Here is a 17,349-nt window from a genome sequence, read left to right as displayed (position 1 = left end):
AGGCAAGATGCCTGTTCCACCACAGATGGATTTTCTTTTTGCACCATTGTCAGCAACAGGCAAGATGCCTGTTCCACCACAGATGGATTTTCTTTTTGCACCATTGTCAGCAACAGGCAAGATGCCTGTTCCACAACAGATGAATTTTTTTTCTTGTGGGGAGTAGGAGTTGGGCATTCTGCCCGTCATGAACAGGCAAGATGCCTGTTCCACAAAAATTAAATTTTATTGTGGGGAGTAGGGGTTGGGCTTCTAGCCTGCCCATAAAAGCCTGATTGAGAATGGTGCAACCTATGAGTTTCAAGCAGGTTTAACTATAATGACTTACCCTAAGAATAGTTTAGATCCTAATAATTATGCCAGAATCCTTTTTGCTCGGCCGGCTGATGCTGCAATTAAACAGCGAAGTCGCTGATATTATTACAGACTTATCCGCTGTTGCTTTAACTCCCGATGGCCATTTGTGGCTGGGTTCCGATGAAACGACTTCGATCGAGCGTTTGTCGCTTGTCGCGCCTCATATTTTTGGAGAACATCAAAGATTTGCGATCGCAGATTTTATCGATCTACCTGGAAAATGCGAAATCGATATCGAAGGAATTGATTTCAGCAAAGATTATCTTTGGGTGGTCGGTTCTCACAGCACCAAACGCAAAAAAGCTAAAGGCAAAAACCCCGAAAAAGACATTGAAAGATTAGCACAAATCGTGACAGAGGTCAACCGCTATTTACTGGCGCGCATTCCTATAAAAGACGGGATTTTGTGCAAGTCAATTCCCGATTCTGACAATCCCGAAATTCAACTGACAGTGGGATGCCTGCAGCGGACAGAAACAGGCAATTTGCTGACAGACGCGCTCAAAGATGACACCCACCTCGGCTTGTATTTATCTGTGCCGATTCCGAGTAAAGAAAATGGATTCGATATTGAGGGGTTGGCGGTGCGGGGCGATCGCATTTTGCTCGGTTTGCGGGGGCCGGTGCTGCGGGGTTGGGCGATAATTTTAGAAATAAAAGTTGAAGAGGCAGAACCGGGAGTTTTAAGGCTTAAGGAAATTGGGAAAGGAGGGAAATTGTACAACAAACATTTTGTTGATTTGAACGGTTTGGGCGTGCGAGAATTGTGCTGGGACGGAAAAGATTTGATTGTTTTAGCCGGGCCGACGATGACTTTATCGGGGGCGACGAGGGTTTTTCGGTTGAAGGGAATTTTAGGGCGATCGGGCGACAGTATTACTGGGCAAGATGGGGGAGATTTGGAGGTATTGTTTGACTTGCCTTTTAAGGTTAATACGGACAATGCTGAGGGGTTGAGCCTGTTTCCATATTTGGACGGGCAGAATTCGCTGTTAGTGGTTTACGATTCGCCGGATGCGGGGAGAATGGTTGATAAAAATGCTATTCTTGCTGATGTTTTTAGGTTAGGTTTGTAGTAGTATGGTGCGTCATAACGGGAGATATTTGGGAGGATTCATCAGCCATGAAATGACGCAGCATACGATTAGGAATCTGCGTCAGAGGGAATTTTTCCTAGAATTAATTCGACATGAACTGACGCACCCTACAAATTGGGTCAATTGTCGATCGCGTCCCTTCGCCCCTGGCTGTAGCGTTTCAATTCATCAATTAAGTGAGTATCGTTAGAAGCTGTTCTCGCGCCCGCTTCCGCCGCCCAGCGCTTCAAATCTTCAATTTGCGATCGCGCGATCGCAGCTAAAGGTACTGTATCCTCGATCGACCTCAAAATATCCTCGGTCATCAAATCCCGGCGCTGTCCGTTGACAAAAGTGCCAAAAGCCCGATATAACCCATCTATTACAACTTGCTCGATTTCTGCACCGCTAAAATTCTCAGCGCGTTTCGCCAAAACTCCCAAATCAAACTCCCGCAATCTAGTCGGCCGAAGTCGCTGCAAATGCACTTTAAAAATATCTTGCCTTTCCGATTCTGAGGGCAAATTTAAAAAGAAAATTTCATCAAATCTGCCTTTTCTGAGCAACTCTGCCGGCAAAATCCTGACGTTATTTGCCGTTGCGACAATAAACACCGGACTGGTTTTTTCCTGCATCCAAGTAATCAAACTGCCGAATACCCGGCGCGAAGTTCCCGAATCGCCGTCGCTGCCGCTGATAATGTTGCCGAAGGCTTTATCTATTTCATCGATCCACAAAACACAAGGTGCGATCGCCTCTGCTAATTGTATCATTTGCCTGACGCGACTTTCGCTTTCCCCGACCACGCCGCCAAACAATCTCCCAGTATCCAATCGCAACAGTGGCAAACGCCATTCTGAGGCTATTGTTTTCGCAGATAAAGATTTGCCCGTTCCTTGAATTCCTACTAACAAAACTCCTTTCGGATTCGGTATACCGTAGCGACGCGCTTCGTCAGTAAAAGCATCTTGCCGCATCTTTACCCACTGTTTCAAATTCTCCAAGCCCCCCACACTTTTTAGGGATTCTCTGGAGTTAAAAAACTCCAAAATGCCCGTTTGGCGAATTGCTTGCTGTTTTTCCTCCAAAACTCCGTCAATATCTGACTCGTTAATTTGCTGTTTGGCGGCCAAAGCTTTAGCCAAAACCCGCCCGATTCTAGCGCGACTCAAACCCTGACAAGCTTTAACCAACTGTTCCCTTGCTAAACCGCTAACTTGCAACTGTTGCGGCTTTTCCACAACGTGGGAAATTAAACTGTCGATTTCTTGGACGTTGGGCAAAGGAAAATCAATTACTGTGACTTCTTCTTTCAATTCCTCCGGCAATTCCAGCGTGTGAGAAGTAAGAACTATAGTTTTTTTGCTACGCTTCAATTCCCGCGTTAAATTCCGCAATTCCCGCACTACCGCCGCATTTTTTTCGGTGTATGGATATTTCAAAATGGGGTGCAAATCCCGCAGTACAAATATGGTATATTCTTCTACAGCAGTTTTGCTGACGCGATCGAGCGCCGCCATTACCGAACCTTTCCCAGAACCGTTATCCTCCCAGCCTCGCACAATATCCCACCGCAATACCCGGCGCGCGGGACTTACTTGCAGCGCTACTTGGGCAATTACGGCTTCGACCGGTTCCTCCTCCGCGCCGACAATGTACAGCAGCGAATAGCGGGCGCGAATCATCAAATCTAGTCGTTTTACCAGTGCCTCGAAATGGGTATTTTTACCGCCCTTGACGACATCTAATTCTTTGGGATTTGGGTAATTGTCGGTCATTTTAGTGGATATTTTAGAGGGAAATTCAACTTTATTAAATATTTTGTTCGCAGTCAGGATTTTAGTCCTTAAAATGATTTAACCCAACTAAAGGTTTGTAGTAAGGAAGTTAGTCCTTAACGGGAGCATCTCATATTTGTAAAAATACTTCTTCTGGCTCCTTCCTTCTTCTGGCTCCTTCCTCCTTCCTCTTTCCTTCTTCCTCTTTCCTTCTGCCTCCTGCCTCCTGCCTCCTGCCTCCTGCCTCCTGCCTCAAAACTCCAATTTCTAGCGGAGGGCTGCAAAGGTGAGATGCTCCCGTCCTTAACAACTATTTAACCGGACTAAATTCCGTACTGCAAACATTAAAATTATAACAGCCTAGTACGCAATTGACTACTTAGCAACTTTTCGAGCTTGTTTCACCATTTCAATGAGAGTGTGGTGAGCATCTTCGGCATCTTTTAAAGTGCGATCGAAATTTACTCTGACGGGCACTGTTTCGTCGTTGACTTTAGCGGTTAAATCCATGCCGTTGGCATCAATAGCGAGCATTTGAGCTTCTGTCGCCTCTGGTTTGCCGCCAAATGCTTGAGCATATAGCACGACAGCGTTAGCGTGGTCTTCGTTCATGTGAGTGCAGATGCGATCGCTAATCTCAGTGGAAAACTGTTCTGACATGGGGAGATTCCTCAGATGCAATATCGATCGATTGTACTGCGATCGGTACAAAGATTTCAACCGCTATCAATTGCATCAAGAGTTATGAGGGATATATAACTAAATTCTATCCGCGTAAATCGGCGTTGATTTGAGGTTAAACAATCAAATTATTCAACTATAATGATAAAATATTACTTTCTTAATATTGCATAGTAACATGAAAAACTCTAGCGCTTATATCGAACTACTCAAAACATTTCCGCCGCGACCCATAACTGCTGAGGAGCAGTTAATGGCAACTCAAGAAGCGATCGACTCTTTGTTGGATAAAGGCGAACTGACTCCCGACGAACGCGACTACCTCAACGTACTGGGAACCCTTGTTTATGAGTACGAGCAAACTTTAGAACCCATACCTGACATTTACGGAGTAGAACTGTTAAAGGCTTTAATAGAAGAATTTGAACTCAGACAAAAAGACCTAGTTCCTATTTTTAAAACCGAGTCTATTGTCTCTGACATCCTCCGTGAAAAGCGCCAACTTACAACCCAACACATACAAAAACTTGCAGAGTTTTTCTGCGTCTCGCCGGCTGTTTTCTTTCCGCTGCATCCAGTTCAAACAACTACTTGAATTGAAAAACCTATTTTTGTTTGTAGTAAGGACTTTAGTCCAGAAACCGGGTTTTTACGATAACACGCATTGTCACCGAGAGATTCTATAAAAACCCGATTTCTTTAATCGGAGTGCGTAAATCCTGAGAATGCTTCCTTTTCATTGCTTTTTAAAGGCGACACAGTTTATCATAATTAGCAACTAAAGAGAATTTAAACAACCTGCCATGCTGTGGACGCCCGGACAAATTCTGAGAACTCGCCCCTACCGCATTGACACCATCCTGGGAATGGGGGGATTTGGCATGACTTACAAGGCCACACACTTGCAACTTAACTATCAAGTTGTCCTCAAAACGCCAAATCTGAGTTTGCAAAATGACCCGGAATACGCCAACTTTGTTCGCAGATTTATCCGCGAAGGGCAAATCTTAGCCAAATTTTGCCAAAACGCGCATCCTGGAATTGTCCGCATTAGCGATTTGTTTGAGGAAAAAGGCCTTCACTGTTTGGTAATGAATTTAATTTGCGGGCAAAGTTTATTTGATACAGTACGGCAACAGGGACGACTCCCGGATACAGAAGCAGTGGCAATTATCCGCCAAATTGGAGAAGCATTAAGTGATGTTCACGAAGCCGGAATTGTCCATCGAGATGCCCATCCGGGTAATATTATGTTGCGTCCCAAGGGGCAAGCAGTATTAATTGATTTTGGTCTTGCGAGTGAATTAATGCCAACTATTATTAGTAGCAGACATCCTCATAACCCTGCTTTTGCTCCTTGGGAACAGCCTATCGAAGGTAGTGGTAAACCAACGGTTGATATTTATGCTTTGGCTGCATCTTTATATTATGCGGTAACGGGACAAGTGCCAACAGCTTCCCTCAATCGGCATTTTAGAAATGAAGCATTGCCATCTGCCAAAAATTTTGGGGTGAAGGATTGGGTGAATTTAGCAATAGAAAAAGGGATGGCATCCGATCCGCAAAAGCGGCCGCAGTCGATGAAAGATTGGTTGGGTTATCTGCGGGAACCGATTCCGCCAACAGTTGCCGGTGTTTCGGTACAGCTTAAATCGGCGCAGGGTGTTGATTATACTCGTCTTCTGGATGTTGATTATACTCGTCTTCTGGATGTTGATTATACTCGTCTTCTGGATTCGGTACTTAAATCAGCGCGGGGAGTTGACTATACTCGTCTGCGGGATTTATTGGCTGCGGGGAAGTGGAAAGAGGCGGATAGGGAAACATTCAAGGTGATGCTGAAAGCTGCTAGACGGGAGAAGGAAGGTTGGTTCACAGTTGAATCGATCAACAATTTTCCTGGCGATGATTTGCGGGCGATCGACCAATTGTGGGTAAAATACAGTCAGGGTCGCTTTGGCTTTAGCGTTCAGAAAAAGATCTGGTTGGAAGTAGGCGGTGAAGTTCGTTATGAGACTGAATGCAAGCTGGGAGAGCGTGTGGGTTGGCGAAAAGAAAAGACGGGTTGGCGAAAGAGTTGGTTGAACACAAGTGAGCTAACCTATAATAAACAAGCACCTAAAGGTCACCTCCCTTGGTATTGGTGGGTAGGTCGAAGAAGAGAGGAAAAGTTGGATAGTTGGGGTTTTGCAGGGTTGGGGTTTCTTCTCTCGCATCGAGAGCTGTAAGCTTTAGTCTATAGCGATTTCAGCCCCTTGTCAATTTTTTTTTTGAGAACCTTTTTCTACGAAGTTATCGGCTTTTGATCATTTCATTACCTGCTACGCGGGGGTTTACTCTTCAAACAACAGACTCGCGAAATTCGGGTGATAGCAATTGGCCAACACAAACTGTTCGGGGCTCAGAAACCGGGTTTTTTACGAAATATTCGGTTGTAGCCAGCAGATTCGGTAAAAACCCGGTTTCTTTGGTCAGTGCGTCACTCCTAATCTACTCTAAATTCGAGACTAAATGATGCGTTATGCGATCGTGATCGAAAAAACACCCAATAACTATTCAGCTTATGCGCCCGATTTACCCGGATGTGCAGCCACAGGCGCTACCCTTGCAGAAGTACAGCAGCAAATTAAAGAAGCGATCGAATTTCACTTAGAAGGGTTGCGAGAGGAGGGTTTACCCATTCCCGAACCAACTACTCTCTGTGAGTATGTAGAAGCATGGTAGTAGGACGAAATATTTCATGAATTAAATCTGCAAAATTCAAGGATAATAAATTTATGCTATACTTGAATTCTAATTTTTAACCCCAGATTCACCTATGCCAACTTTAACTGATATTGGCACTTTAATTATCTGCGAGCCACACCTTCGCAATGGCATCCCTATTATTGCAGGTACTGCCACATCGGTGCAGCGAATCGTAGTCTTATACAAACAAGGTAATAGTGCTGAGGAAATAGCAGCGGATCTGGATCATCTCACCTTAGCGCAGGTTTATGCTGCACTGACTTATTATCACGCAAATCGAGCAGAAATAGAAGCAGATTTAGCGGCTGAACAAGCAGAATATGAACGTTTGGCAGCATTAAATCGGCTAAAAATGCAGGAAAAAGCATGAGCCAAATTCGTCTTTACTTAGATGAAGATTCACGAAGTAAAAAACTATTGCAAGCTTTACAAAGTCGTGGTGTAGATGTTATTACAGTTGCCGAAACAGGGATGTTATCTCGCAGCGATGAAGAGCAATTAATTTGGGCTTTTACTAATCAAAGGGTAATTTATAGTTTCAACATTAGGGATTTTTATAGAATCCATACCAATTGGCTAGAAAGAGGAGATTCTCATGCAGGAATTATTTTAGGACAGCAAAATTATTCAGTGGGAGAACAAATGCGTAGGCTTTTGAGTCTAATTTCTGCCAAATCAGCGGCAGAAATGCAAAATCAAATAGAGTTTATCAGTGCTTGGAGTGAAGAGTAAAGATATTATCGATCGAGATAATTAGAATCCCGACTTCTCCAAGAAGTCGGGGTTGTGAGTATTCTGGTTTGTGACTACAAACTACACAGTCTAACTAAAAGATCGATCGTCAAATGGCAATTCATCAAACAGCGGAGCAATATCAGCCTCAGAATTCGCAACAGGGGAATTAGCGCGAGATTCCGACGGCTTAACAGAATTCACCTGGGCTACTGATAACTTGGCCGCAGGTTCCGATTTCTGTAGGTTAACTACAGGTAATTCTGCTCCATTTTCTCCATTTTTGCCAGTTTGATTCCACAACATCATTCCCAGCAAACCATCCACCAAACCGCCACCGCTACCGTTGCCTGTTACCGCAACATCCGGCACAACTCGCACGTGGCGATCGCCTATAATTTGCATTAACTGCAAAGCCGTATAACCGGAACCTCCCAAAGCTACAACACCCGCGCGATAAGCTTCAGCTTGAGCATTTCCCTTCACCCGAATCGACTCAGCTTCGCCTTGAGCTTGTTTAACCTGAGAATTCGCTTTCAACTCAGAAATCTTCACGCCTTGTTCCGATTTCACCATCTCTTGTTGAATCTCAGCCAGCGCCGTTTCCCGCACCAATTGTTGCCGCTGAGTTTGTGCTAATTGCTGCACCTCATAAGTCTTGCACTGTTCCTCAGCAATTTTGCGATCTGTTTGAGTTTGCATCAACTCTGCCGGTGGCAAAATATCCCCGATTAAAGTATCAATTGCTTGCACGTCGTAGGTACGCAAAGCTGCTTTGATATACTCGGCGGCTTCCGCTTGCCTGCCGCTTCTTGCGGAGAGAAAATCTAATACAGAATAAGCTTGAGCAGAATTGCGGAAATAATTGCCAATTGTCGGCTGCAAAACGTGGTCTACTAAATTCTGCATCGAACCGACGCGAGAAATGACTTTGGGAGCATCCAAAGCTCCAACGTGAATAATCTGAGCTACTTCTAAATCAAAGGCAAAACCGTCTTGAGAACGCACGGTTAAAGACGAAAGTTTAGAATCGTAACTGTGCCTTTCTGTTTTACCAGACCAATTCAATACTATATTAGTAGTTGGCACTAACTCTACTTTCAAAATGCGCGTATTCAGCGGATGTTTGCCCGGATAAAGGGGAGTCACCCACACGCCTTTATTGCCCACATTTACTAAATTTCCGTGAGTGAAAGCAGCGCCGCTCACATCTTCCGAGGTTTTGCCGACATAGGAAATAACCGCGCCGACATAGCCGATCGGGATTTCGGTCATCGCCACTTGGTCAACCCCGACAAACCAAGGATTTAAGTTCCAGGAACCGGAAAGCAAAACCTGTTCCTGCAAACCGCGCCGCCCGCCGGCGGTGATAAATTTTTGCGCGTTCTGGAAGTTGTCGTGATTCGGGATAATCGGGCCAGCAATTTCGCCATCTTGAATTGGAACGCCGTCAAAAGTTGTGACAATTCCTACTTTATCTGGGGCAATTCTGTACAGCTTTAATTGTTCGGCTGTCATCCCGTGCTTGGCAGCATTGGCCGCTGTAATTACTGTAAATAATGCTGTATTAATTCGATAGCTACCGCCCGTCAAAATGCCGAGTTGTCTACCTTTTTCGCCGCCGCTTTTGAGAAATTGACGAGCATCTTGAAAATTGTCACATTCTGTGATTTTGCCAAGGATGCGCTGCGGGGGAATTGATTGACCACCTGCTGCGATAATGAGAGCAATTTCACCTTGGGGAACTACAGTCAGAGACTCTTTGCGAACGTTGTACTGCAAAGGCCAATAACCCCAGTGCCAACCGGGGGGCAAAGTATCAGCTTGATATCCAGCTTCTCCGTTTAAGGCAATTAAATCTCCTGGCGGTAAAGACTTGCCGCCAAAGCTAAACTTTTTACTGACAATGCCAACTTCCCGATCGCCAATTACTACCAATCCGCCAAAAAATAGCGGCAGCACCAGAATAATTATCATACCGCCGATCGCGATCGGGATAAATCCGCCCGGATCGAGCTGCATTGTCTGCACGGGAACAGTGCTGCGTAACTGCCCTAGCTGCAAGCTAGAATCAGGTTTTGTGACTAGCTGAGTCGAGGTTTGATTTGCGGGGGGGATATTGCTAGCTGCTAATACCGGCGAGGGTTTCAAACTGGTTGTTGCACTAAGAGCTAAAGACGCCGAAACAGCGGCTGCAAACTGTTTTAAAAAGCGGACTTTGAGTTGAGATTTGGACAAAAATGAATAAAGCATTTTTTTTGAGCCGGGCTAATTTGTCCTAGGATCTCCAGCTTAGCCTTACTAAAAAGTTTTGGCGTAAAACTTAAGGTCTTATTTATCATTATTTGCCGTCATAATAGTCATATTTATCAGTAGAAATACTTATAATTAAATTACAGGCTGACAATCCCCCGTTTTAAGGCGGAAATCGCGGCCTGCGTGCGATCGCTAACTCCCATCTTGCTCAAAATATTGTTGATGTGAAACTTGACGGTGCTTTCGCTGATGTGCAGAACTTCACTAATCTTGCTGTTGCTTTTACCAGCGACTATGAGGCGGATGACTTCTAATTCGCGATCGCTCAATTCAGGCCCACTCAGGCGATCGGCTAACTTAACACCCACTGCCAGCGGAATATACTTTTTACCCTCAAAAACAGCCCGAATTGCTGCTAAAAGCTCCTCTGGTTCCGCATCCTTAAGCAGATAGCCCTTAGCACCAGCTTGCAATCCGCGATAAATGTTTTCATCGCCGTCATAAGTCGTCAGCACCACAATCCGCGCCCTGGGAAACTCCGCACAAATCGCAGCAATGGCGGCGACTCCATCCATTTGGGGCATCCGCATATCCATAAGGGTGACATCGGGCTGATATTCGCGGAACATTGTTAATGCTTCCTGTCCGTTGCTAGCTTGTGCGACAACAATTAAATCTGATTCATTATCCAGCAGCGCCACTAAACCTTGCCGCACAATATAATGATCGTCGGCAATTAAAACACGAATAATATTTGATTGGTTAATCATGTTTACCCTGTTAATCTTATCAAAAAAAACTGAAGTTCTCACTACCAACTTACTATCTATAGTCATCCTAAATGATTCAGATAAATTTGTAGGGGTAGTGCTAAGAGTTCCTACCCCCTATCTATCGGGCAACCGGGCGTGGGATTGCCCCTACAATAATTATGCAAATGATTTAGGAGTGCTATATAGTCATCCTAAATCATTTGTGAATTTCTTACTCTCTCCCTTTGGTAAGGGGAGGGTGGGGGTGGGGTAAAAAATTTACTACTTATTTAGGATTGCTATATGGTGCGAAATGTGCACCTTACTTTACTAGCGATTAACTGAAACTATAACTTCTGTTCCGTTTCCGGGGCGACTGTTTACAGTTAGCTGCGCGTTAATGCGATCGGCGCGTTCTCTCATGCCCAATAAACCAAAGCCATTCCTAAAACAGATACTTTCTGTATCAAATCCCTCTCCGTTGTCTTTCACCCGCAAAATAAACTTGGATGTTTCGTAAACCAACTCAATTTTGATCGCTGTAGCTTGTGCATATTTGAAAATATTTGTTAATGCTTCCTGCCCGATCCGCAACAGGTTATTTTCTACCTCTAATGGTAGGGAATATGCCGTGCCAACCACTTCAAAAATAGTGTGCGTATCAGTATCTGATGACATTTGTTTAGCGATTTGGTTGAGAGCGCTATACAAGTCGCCATCTTCTAACAGTTGCGGGCGTAAAGATTCTACGGATCGCCGTGCTTCAGCAAGTCCAGAGCGAGCCAATTCGCAGACTGTTTTCATGTGTGCTTGTGCTTGTTCGGGATTCGCTGCTATTACCCGTTCCGCGGCTCCCAAATGTATGATTATGCCTGTAAAAGTTTGCGCTAAAGTGTCGTGAATTTCCCGCGCCATGCGGTTGCGCTCTTCTAAAATATTTTGGTCTATGAGTTGTTTAGACAGCCTTCTCAGACGCAATTGATTTTCCACGCGCACTAAAATTTCTTGTTGTTGAAAAGGTTTTGTAATGTAGTCTATTCCGCCCCCAGAGAAGGCTTTTACCTTATCGAAAACTTCTTGCAAAGCGCTGATAAAAATTATTGGAATATCTTGAGTTTTCGGAGTAGCTTTGAGCTGAGCGCAGACTTCATAGCCATCCATGTGAGGCATCATAATATCGAGTAAAATTAAGTCGGGTAAGTTGGCATTGATAAAGTTTAGAGCTAATTTCCCACTGGGAGCTAGGTGAACTTTATACCCAGCGACAGATAGTATCCCGCTTAAAAGTTTTAAATTCTCAGGACAATCATCAATAACTAAAATACTTTCTTCGCGGGTAAAACTGAGGTTTTTGTTCATGTTTCATCCCTTAATGTGTGTATTAAATTTAGCAACTGTTCGTACTGAAAATTTTTAATGCAAGCGGCGCTCGCCCTAGCTAAGGGCTGATTGATTTCGCGAATTTGACTGATGACTGTTTGCATCTGTTCCAAATCTAGATTGCTAATAGCTTGCTGAAGATTGGCTACTAACTCAGGAGGCAATTCAGAAAAAGCGCTTTTTGTCAATACATTTACTTCCTTGTCTGTGAAACTGGGGGCAGCATTTAGTTCTTCAAAAACGAATTGTACCCCGATATGTTTGTGCAGAACATCAAATATGTTTGCTTCTCTAAATGGTTTGCGAACAAAATCATCGCAGCCGGTAGAAAGGATAACGGCTTTCTCTTCCTCAAAACTACTTGCTGTTATGGCAATAATTGCTGTCTGGGGTAGGCACGGGGGCACTACCCCTACAAAATCCTCGTTTTCCGTAGGGGCAATCCCCCTGTGGTTGCCCTCTTTAATTTGTTTGGTTGCTTCATACCCATCCATCACCGGCATTCGCATATCCATAAAGATTAAGTGCGGCGAATATTGCTCCCACTTTTCTATTGCTTCTCTCCCATTTTGGGCTTCGTAGACTTCAAAACCGATCGCAGAAAGCAGTTTAACTAGCAATTGGCGGTTGTCAAAAGCGTCGTCTGCAACGAGAATCCGATAGCGGGGTTGATTGGGTGCGATCGCAATAACTCGTCTGGTTGGCTGTTCCCGTTGGCGATCGGCACTTTCAACTGAATTAACTTTAATGTCAAATTTGAAAATAGTACCGCATCCCGCACGAGAACTGACTCTCATTTCACCTCCCATTAACTGCACAAAAGAACGTGCGATCGTTAAACCTAATCCTGTTCCTTGTTGCGATTCTTCCCCGGTTTGGGTTTGCACAAAAGCTTCAAAAAGCTTGTCTAATTCACTAACATCAATTCCCGCTCCCGTGTCTTCAACCTCAAAGTAGATTTTATGAGCAAAATCGGGATTTTTAATCTTTACATAAATGCCGCCTTCGGAGGTGAATTTAATCGCGTTAGAAAGCAGGTTAATCAAGATTTGGCGCAATTTTATTTCATCAGTTCGCACATATTGGGGAACGTCGGGCATCCGCTCTACTAATAACTGCAATCCCTTATTTTGTGCCGGAAGTTGGAACATATTTTCGATGTCGTCCAGCAGGCGGTGGAGGTCAAAATTGGTCTCGTTGAGAGTCGTGCGTCCCGCTTCTATTTTGGACAAATCTAATACTTGGTTAATCAGTTCGAGCAAATGTTCTCCGCTGCGGGTGATAATACTCAGGTGTTCTTGCTGTTCCTGCAATAAGTTAGAACCGCGATTCATTAGTTGAGAAAAACCCAGAATTGCATTGAGGGGAGTCCGCAATTCGTGGCTCATATTTGCGAGGAATGTACTTTTTGCTCGGTTGGCTTCTTGTGCTGCGTCTTCGGCTCGTTGTCGTTCGATGATTTCTCGCTGGAGTTCGAGAGTGCGATCGCTCACTTGCTGTTCTAAAGTGCGGTTGTAGTCGGCTAAAACTTTTTCTGCTTGTTTGCGATCGGTGATATCTTGAAATGTGGCGATCGCATAATTAATTTTACCCGTGTCATCGACAATTGGTGTGCTGGAGACTTCCAAGGAAACAATCCGATCGTGTCGGTGCAGTTCCATATCGTCTACTTTGACCGTTTCACCCCCCAAAGAACGCATAATTGGCATTTGTGCGGTGGGATATAACTCGTTAGTTCCTGCTAAATAAGCTTGACCGATTTCGGCAAATTGAGCGGCATTTAATTCGGGTATATAATTGATGCCGCTGAGTTGGGAAGCTGTGGGATTTGCGTAGGAAATTTGTCCGGCGCTGTCAATTACTGTTACTCCTATCGGCATCGCATTGATAAATTGAGTAAGCCGGTTTTCGCGTTCTTTTACTTCTGTGTAGAGTTTAGCATTGGTAAGTGCGATCGCCGCTTGTCCCGATAACAATTGCAAAATTTCCAGGCGATCGGGAGTAAAAGCTTGTGCGGTAAGGTTATTTTCGAGATAAACAATAGCAGCCAGTTGACCTTGATTCATCAAAGCCGCACACAAAATAGACTTGGGCTGACGTGCTTTGATGTAAGGGTCATTCGTAAAGTTACCTTCACGAGTGGCATCATTTAAGACTAAATTTTCTTGGGTTCGAGCGACATAATTGATAATAGCTTCGGAAACTTCCTGGCAATTTTCAATCGGCTCAGATTGCAACACTGTTATCCGTTCATCATTAATTGCACCTTCAGCTTCAATCAGCAATTTTCCCTGGGTTTCTAAAATTAAATATCCTTTGTGAGCGCCGACATTTTCAATCAAAATTTTCATCAATCTGGAGAGTAATTTATCCTGTACAATTTCCCCAGCAATTGCCTCGGAAGCTTTCATGACTGTAGCGATATCCAAGGAAGAACTAGAACGGCTACCCGTAGTTGATGTAGTGGTTGAAATGTTTTTCTTTGTAGGTAGATCGAGCGTAAATAATTGCGGATATCGCGTTTCTAAATCTTTAACTTTAGCCACGGCACCCCAGAGTTGATAGCAGTAACGAGCTTCCTGCATATAAGCTTTGGCTGTTAATTCTTTCCCCCTATATAAATAGAACTTGCCTGCGAGTTCGTAAGCGAGGGCGGCTTCGTGGATGTACTCGTTTTCTTTGGCAAGGGAGATGGCGCGATCGTAATAGTCGATCGCTTCCACAACTTGCCCCAAAACTCGCGCTTTTTCAGCTTCAACTAGATAAAATTTATGTAAGTAATTCATGGGAGCGTGATGCGCCCATACCTGCATTTTTTCTTGATTAGCATTAACCCGCTTGAGAGCATTTTCTTTTTCAAAATTTGAATAATCAGCAAATACACTTAAATGCGCTAGAGCATCATAAAAATGGAAGATAGGTATAGCTGCCATTCCCATCACACCATCTAAATATGGTTCTGCAACTACTGCATTTTTAGCAGCTTCATGGGACTTTCCAAACAAATAGCACAATATCAACTTATTTAGATAAAGCAATAAAAGTCCTTGTCTATCGCTCAATTCTAGCTGAAGTGGCTGAAGTGGTAGAAATTTCTCTTCGTTATAAAACTCTCCTATTAGCTGAGTTGGATTGTCAGCCTTACCTAATAAGTTAAAAATAATTTGTAAATACATGGCTAACCAAGTCAAGCAAGTATTGTTTTTTTTATTGGTCGGTATTTCATAAAAATAAATTAACTCTTTTCCTAAGTCTTTAAGTTCACATCCTACTGAGTAGGCATTAAAACAATAATCAAAAGTAGAATAACCAATAAAATCTATATTCCCTGTTTCAACAGCGCAGAAATAAGCCTCTTTTAAAATTGATAAGCTTCCCTTAAGATGCTTTTTCCAATGCAATATATGATTGCCAAATATATCTAAAACTCCAGCCTTCAGGTAATCGGCATTTAATTTTTCTACTAACCTTAAACCTAATCTTCCATATTTATAGCCACTTTCAATATCTTGTATAGTTGTACACAATATGACTCCGTAACTTGCGTAAGCAAAACTAGACTTAGGAGCATTGCCAAATTTAATAGATAAATCAATCTGTGTTAACACAAGTGGCACTAATAATTCTGGAATACCTATATAGCCGATCCCTATCATTCCTCCCAGAATCGACATAGCTGCTAGAGATTCTGGATCGGTCATTTTGGGCAGGTTAATTAAGTTGTAAGGTTCCGCTTTTATATATATGTTATTTGGAGATTTTGGCCAAAGAACTCCTAGCAAATGTAGCACTTTTAATCCAAGGTTAAACCCTTCTTTAAACTTGCTTTTTTTTATGCAATTTTCAATCTTCAACTCATATATTGGGACTTGCTCTAGAACAGTTTTAGCATTTTCTAGGACAAGGTTAGCTAAAGCTTCCATTTGCTCAAAATTCCCCAAACGGTAGGCTACCTGTGCGGCTTCTTGATGTAGTTGCAAGCTGAGGTGGTATTGCAGCAGCCAAGTGTTTCCTGTCAGCAAATTTATCCCTGTTTGCAGATAGTTAAAAGCTGGCTGATAAGCCGTTGATGCTTTAGCCTTTTGACCTGCTATTAGGTTTAATTCTGCCAGTTCATATTTTTCTTCATGATAAACAATTAACTCTAAGCCGAAATTTAATTGATTAACAATATCAAATATTTTTTCGTCTCGCTTGTCGATGGGAGTATTTTGCAGCAGTAGTTGTCCTATTTGTTTGTGGACGATCGGCTTATCCTGTTCATCAATCAGGGAACAAGCGGCTTGCTGAATTCTGTCATGAACAAACTTGTATTCGATGGATTGGCTACTGGGTAATTTTCCGGCAATTTCTAATTCCACATCTCCCATATTCCCCAGCAACACGACTAAATTCTCAGCAACTGCTGCGTACAAATCCTCCGCCGTTTGTCCCACAGATTTTTCGCAAAGTGAGGCGAGGGTTTTCAAATCGAATTGATTGCCAATGCAGGCTGCTATCTTTAACGTTTCCTGCGTATTATCGGGCAGTTGTTGAATTTTGCTAGCCATCAACTCGACAACATTATCAGTGAAATTCCTCGCTTTAATTTCCTCTAAATCCCACTGCCAACTCCCCTGTCTCCCCTCTTGGTAAGGCTGGGCTGCTTCATTCTCTTGTAGCGGCAATCCCCCCGTCGTTGCCGCGATATCTGAAACCCCTACCCCATCGTCTATGGGCTGGGCGGGCACGGGGGCACCGCCCCTACAAAACCCTGGTTTTTCGTAGGGGCAATCCCCCCGTGGTTGCCCCGAAACAGCCCTGGGGGTAAAGTCAAATTGTAACAGTCCTTCTGTATAAAGCGATTTGAGAAATTCATTCATAAAGAAAGGATTCCCGCCCGTCTTGAAAAACACTAACTCGGCAAGGGATTTGACTCTTGCTTCCGGGCAATTCAGGGCATCAGAAATCAGTTGAGTAACAGAGGATAACTCCAAAGGTGACAGGAAAATGCGATCGACTTTTGCCCCATTTTTGACAATCTCTTCAATTGTTAGCATTAACGGATGAGCCGCAGAAACTTCGTTATCCCGATAAGCCCCAATTAAAAACAGTCCCGCTGGCGAAGCATTCATCAGCAGTTGCATCAGTTTCAGAGATGCGCCGTCAGCCCACTGCAAATCATCGATAAATATTGTCAGAGGATGTTCGGGTTTGGTAAAGACTTTAATGAAGTTTTGAAACACAAAATTAAAGCGATTTTCCGCTTCAGCCGCACCCAATTCTGGCGGCGGGGGTTGCTTGCCGATAATTAATTCAATTTCGGGAATTACGTCAATAATAACTTGACCGTTAATTCCCAATGCGTCTAATAACTTTTCCCGCCATTCTGTGAGATTGGCTTCGCTTTCTGCTAACAGTTGTTTGGCTAAATCCTGAAAAGCATTGACAATGGCGCTGTAAGGAATATTGCGCTGATATTGGTCAAATTTGCCGGAGATAAAATAACCGCGATGTTGAGTAATCGGTTTGTATAATTCTTGCACCAAAGCTGATTTGCCGATACCAGAATATCCCGAAATCAGCATCATTGAGCTTGTGGCACAGGCA

At 43.6% G+C, this 17,349-nt stretch carries 13 protein-coding genes and 1 pseudogene; 6 read left to right on the top strand and 8 right to left on the bottom strand.

The window, feature by feature from the left end:
• Positions 1-356: 356 nt before the first annotated feature.
• Positions 357-1,433: a DUF3616 domain-containing protein gene (locus QT990_RS01355; protein ID WP_333143622.1), complete on the top strand. Its 1,077-nt coding sequence runs from the start codon at positions 357-359 to the stop codon at positions 1,431-1,433.
• A 140-nt stretch (positions 1,434-1,573) separates the two neighbouring features.
• Here the strand turns inward: QT990_RS01355 and QT990_RS01350 are convergent, their stop codons facing one another.
• The 3 genes from QT990_RS01350 to QT990_RS01340 form a co-directional block, all read right to left on the bottom strand.
• Complete coding sequence (locus QT990_RS01350) at positions 1,574-3,211, bottom strand: AAA family ATPase (protein WP_333143623.1); 1,638 nt, start codon at positions 3,209-3,211, stop codon at positions 1,574-1,576.
• 130 nt (positions 3,212-3,341) lie between these two features.
• Positions 3,342-3,521 carry a hypothetical protein gene (locus tag QT990_RS01345; protein ID WP_333143624.1) on the bottom strand — a complete coding sequence of 60 codons (180 nt, stop codon included), beginning with the start codon at positions 3,519-3,521 and terminating at the stop codon, positions 3,342-3,344.
• A gap of 65 nt (positions 3,522-3,586) precedes the next feature.
• Positions 3,587-3,871: a DUF2470 domain-containing protein gene (locus tag QT990_RS01340; protein ID WP_333143625.1), complete on the bottom strand. Its 285-nt coding sequence runs from the start codon at positions 3,869-3,871 to the stop codon at positions 3,587-3,589.
• 199 nt (positions 3,872-4,070) lie between these two features.
• Between QT990_RS01340 and QT990_RS01335 the strand changes: the two genes are divergently transcribed.
• The 5 genes from QT990_RS01335 (at position 4,071) to QT990_RS01315 (ending at position 7,372) form a co-directional block, all read left to right on the top strand.
• A complete protein-coding gene (locus QT990_RS01335; protein WP_333143626.1) occupies positions 4,071-4,487 on the top strand; it encodes a transcriptional regulator in 417 nt (138 codons plus the stop codon).
• 208 nt (positions 4,488-4,695) lie between these two features.
• Entirely contained in the window at positions 4,696-6,120 is a 1,425-nt protein-coding gene (locus QT990_RS01330; RefSeq protein WP_333464824.1) for a serine/threonine-protein kinase, read from the top strand.
• 283 nt (positions 6,121-6,403) lie between these two features.
• Positions 6,404-6,616 carry a type II toxin-antitoxin system HicB family antitoxin gene (locus QT990_RS01325; protein ID WP_333300636.1) on the top strand — a complete coding sequence of 71 codons (213 nt, stop codon included), beginning with the start codon at positions 6,404-6,406 and terminating at the stop codon, positions 6,614-6,616.
• Between the two features lie 94 nt (positions 6,617-6,710).
• Positions 6,711-7,010 (top strand): DUF433 domain-containing protein, encoded by a 300-nt coding sequence (locus QT990_RS01320; protein ID WP_333143629.1) that lies wholly within the window; start codon positions 6,711-6,713, stop codon positions 7,008-7,010.
• Positions 7,007-7,372, top strand: coding sequence for a DUF5615 family PIN-like protein (locus QT990_RS01315; RefSeq protein WP_333143630.1), 366 nt, complete (start codon positions 7,007-7,009; stop codon positions 7,370-7,372). Before QT990_RS01320 ends, QT990_RS01315 begins: the two co-directional genes overlap by 4 nt.
• 90 nt (positions 7,373-7,462) lie before the next feature.
• Here QT990_RS01315 and QT990_RS01310 read toward each other — a convergent pair whose 3' ends face one another.
• The 5 genes and pseudogenes from QT990_RS01310 to QT990_RS35755 all read right to left on the bottom strand — a co-directional run.
• Entirely contained in the window at positions 7,463-9,625 is a 2,163-nt protein-coding gene (locus tag QT990_RS01310) for a flotillin family protein (protein ID WP_333464823.1), read from the bottom strand.
• Positions 9,626-9,765: 140 nt separating this feature from the next.
• The gene (locus QT990_RS01305; protein ID WP_333143664.1) at positions 9,766-10,395 is read right to left on the bottom strand and encodes a response regulator transcription factor; all 630 of its coding nucleotides are present in this window, start codon (positions 10,393-10,395) and stop codon (positions 9,766-9,768) included.
• 315 nt (positions 10,396-10,710) lie between these two features.
• On the bottom strand, positions 10,711-11,739 hold the full coding sequence (locus QT990_RS01300) for a response regulator (RefSeq protein ID WP_333410085.1): 1,029 nt from the start codon (positions 11,737-11,739) through the stop codon (positions 10,711-10,713).
• Complete coding sequence (locus QT990_RS01295; RefSeq protein WP_445305430.1) at positions 11,736-16,130, bottom strand: ATP-binding protein; 4,395 nt, start codon at positions 16,128-16,130, stop codon at positions 11,736-11,738. Before QT990_RS01295 ends, QT990_RS01300 begins: the two co-directional genes overlap by 4 nt.
• A gap of 432 nt (positions 16,131-16,562) precedes the next feature.
• A pseudogene (locus QT990_RS35755) lies at positions 16,563-17,349 on the bottom strand (ATP-binding protein); the annotation flags it as partial.

It is taken from the genome of Microcoleus sp. T3_B1 (assembly GCF_036700445.1).
In the GTDB taxonomy this organism is placed as follows: domain Bacteria; phylum Cyanobacteriota; class Cyanobacteriia; order Cyanobacteriales; family Microcoleaceae; genus Microcoleus.
The sequence above is the reverse complement of the archived record's forward strand: the minus strand, read 5'-3'. Positions and strand labels throughout refer to the sequence as shown.

Excerpts from the sequence above, each read along its gene's own strand:
- QT990_RS01355 (WP_333143622.1), top strand. The coding sequence starts at position 357 with ATGCCAGAATCCTTTTTGCTCGGCCGGCTGATGCTGCAATTAAACAGC.
- QT990_RS01350 (WP_333143623.1), bottom strand. The coding sequence starts at position 3,211 with ATGACCGACAATTACCCAAATCCCAAAGAATTAGATGTCGTCAAGGGC.
- QT990_RS01340 (WP_333143625.1), bottom strand. The coding sequence starts at position 3,871 with ATGTCAGAACAGTTTTCCACTGAGATTAGCGATCGCATCTGCACTCAC.
- QT990_RS01335 (WP_333143626.1), top strand. The coding sequence starts at position 4,071 with ATGAAAAACTCTAGCGCTTATATCGAACTACTCAAAACATTTCCGCCG.
- QT990_RS01330 (WP_333464824.1), top strand. The coding sequence starts at position 4,696 with ATGCTGTGGACGCCCGGACAAATTCTGAGAACTCGCCCCTACCGCATT.
- QT990_RS01325 (WP_333300636.1), top strand. The coding sequence starts at position 6,404 with ATGATGCGTTATGCGATCGTGATCGAAAAAACACCCAATAACTATTCA.
- QT990_RS01320 (WP_333143629.1), top strand. The coding sequence starts at position 6,711 with ATGCCAACTTTAACTGATATTGGCACTTTAATTATCTGCGAGCCACAC.
- QT990_RS01315 (WP_333143630.1), top strand. The coding sequence starts at position 7,007 with ATGAGCCAAATTCGTCTTTACTTAGATGAAGATTCACGAAGTAAAAAA.
- QT990_RS01310 (WP_333464823.1), bottom strand. The coding sequence starts at position 9,625 with ATGCTTTATTCATTTTTGTCCAAATCTCAACTCAAAGTCCGCTTTTTA.
- QT990_RS01300 (WP_333410085.1), bottom strand. The coding sequence starts at position 11,739 with ATGAACAAAAACCTCAGTTTTACCCGCGAAGAAAGTATTTTAGTTATT.
- QT990_RS01295 (WP_445305430.1), bottom strand. The coding sequence starts at position 16,130 with ATGGGAGATGTGGAATTAGAAATTGCCGGAAAATTACCCAGTAGCCAA.